Below are 2,259 nucleotides of genomic sequence, written 5' to 3' on the forward strand. Positions count from 1 at the left end.
TTATTAATCAGAGAGGAGAAATAGATTTGACTCTCAATAAGGGTGTTATTCAGTCAAAGGAAACAAACTATCCCTTATTAAGAGGCAGACACTTAAGTTGCTACTATTTAAAAAACTTTATTTCAGGAGAATATGTAAATTGTGACTTCTTAGAGAAAATCCCTAAATATAAATATGTGAAAAATAAAAGGTTAGCATGTCCTCAGATATCAAACATTAATAAGGAAAAAAGATTGAACTTCACACTGATTGAAGAAGGTTATTCCTTATCTAATTCATGTAACTTTATTTCAATCAATGATAGCTATGCAGAAGATGAGATTAACATTTATTTTTTATTAGGTATATTAAATTCAAAACTATTAAATTGGTATTTCAAATTATTTAGTAGCAACAATCATATAAGTAACTATGAAATTGATTTATTGCCTATAGCTATTGATAAACCATTGTTAGTAAAAGAAATTACCCAGCTTGTTAAAAATAATATTATTCACAAAAAGAGTGTAAGCTTTGAACAAAAGTTAAACGCATTGGTAGAAGAATTATATTTAGGTGATGATATGTCTGAAAAAAAGAGTGATTTAAACGTCCCTTTTATAAGTCAAAAAAAATGGTTAGATTATTTAAATAATAAAGTTAGTTTAGAGAGTTTATATGCAACGAATTTAGACTCGCTATTTCAGAAAAATGTTTTATGTGGGATGAAGTTGAAAGTAAATGCAATGAAACAAAATACAATCATGAATAATAAAGCTTATCGATTAAGTGAACTAGATATGGAGATTATTAAATCAATTCCCGCAGGTGGTAATTGGAGAAATATACCTCAAAAAACAATGAATAAATCTAAAAGATTAATAGGAATTCAGAAAACAGGTGGCAGAACTACGCTATATGGAAGAATGGTGTATGATAAACCCAGTTATACTATAACAACATATTTTAATAGACCAGGGAATGGAACATATATTCATCCTATTGAAGATAGAGTGATTACTACTAGGGAGGCAGCAAGATTACAAGGGTTTAAAGATAATTATTATTTTTATGGAAATCAAAAAGATATATTAAACCAAGTTGGAAATGCAATACCACCATTTATTGGTTATCTATTTGGAAAAAAAATCAAAGAAAAACTAAATGCTGAAAATTCAATTGATTTATTCACTGGTGCAGGTGGCTTATTAACTGGTATGGAAGAAGCAGGTATTAATGTAGTTGTTGCAAACGATATAGATAAGAGCGCTTGTACAACTTTAAAAATTAATCATCCACAGGTTAATGTTGAAGTGGGTGATATAACTTCAAAAGAAGTAAAAGATAAAATTTTAAAAATGGGAATGAATAAAGCAGATATTATATGTGGTGGCCCTCCATGCCAAGGGTTTTCGCTATCTGGATATAGAAAGAAAGATGATCCTCGCAATCAATTATTTAGGGAGTTTGTAGCAGTAGTCAAAAGTGTAAAGCCAAAGGTTTTATTGTTTGAAAATGTGATAGGTATTCTTAGTTCTAATAAAGGAAAAGCTTTTGAAGAAATTCAATATCTATTTGAATCACTAGGGTATAATATGGTCGCAAAAACTTTAAGTTTTGACAATTTTGGCATACCTCAAAAAAGAAAAAGGGTATTACTGGTTGGAATAGAAAAAGGAATCAATGTTAATCCAATTGATGTCTTTCCAGAAGAACTAACAAAGGATGATTCGTTAAAAATCACTACAGCCATGGCAATGAAAGACTTAGAAGGTATTGTTCATAATGAAGAGGTCGAGTTTCCAATTTGGGAGAGTGAAAACGAGTATTTAAGATATATAAAAAGTATTTCTACTGCTGGAGAGTATTTTAATTATCTTGTAGAGAAAAAAGAAGAACAGAAATTAGAAAGTGAACAGCTGCACTTTGAACTTTAAAAAAGTAAATATATAAAATTACAATATATTTATACAAAAAATAATTATATAAATAATAAAAAAACACCTCCTGAAGTTAGGTTTAAAAAACTCAACTTCAGGAGTGTTTAAATATGAGTAATCGAAATGAATGAACTTATACTTTTGGTAACAGAAAATTTTAAAACTAACTATTGTAGTAATAACTTATTGTTAAAAATATTAACATTATAGTTTGTGTTCAGTTAATGAAACATGGATAAGTCAATAAGTTAATTTTGATAAAACAAAATATTATAAGAGCCAAAACGCTAAAATAAAGTCAAGAAACCATCTGGTAAGTAAAATACAACTAGTACTTTTG

Annotated in this window: 1 protein-coding gene; it reads left to right on the forward strand. The window is 28.1% G+C overall.

The window, feature by feature from the left end:
• Positions 1-1,916, forward strand: a 1,916-nt coding sequence (dcm, locus tag BU038_RS12275) for a DNA (cytosine-5-)-methyltransferase (RefSeq protein ID WP_107606248.1), incomplete at its 5' end; no start/stop codon positions are given.
• Between the last annotated feature and the right edge of the window lie 343 nt (positions 1,917-2,259).

It is taken from the genome of Staphylococcus simulans (assembly GCF_003043455.1).
GTDB classification, from domain to species: Bacteria; Bacillota; Bacilli; order Staphylococcales; family Staphylococcaceae; genus Staphylococcus; species Staphylococcus simulans_A.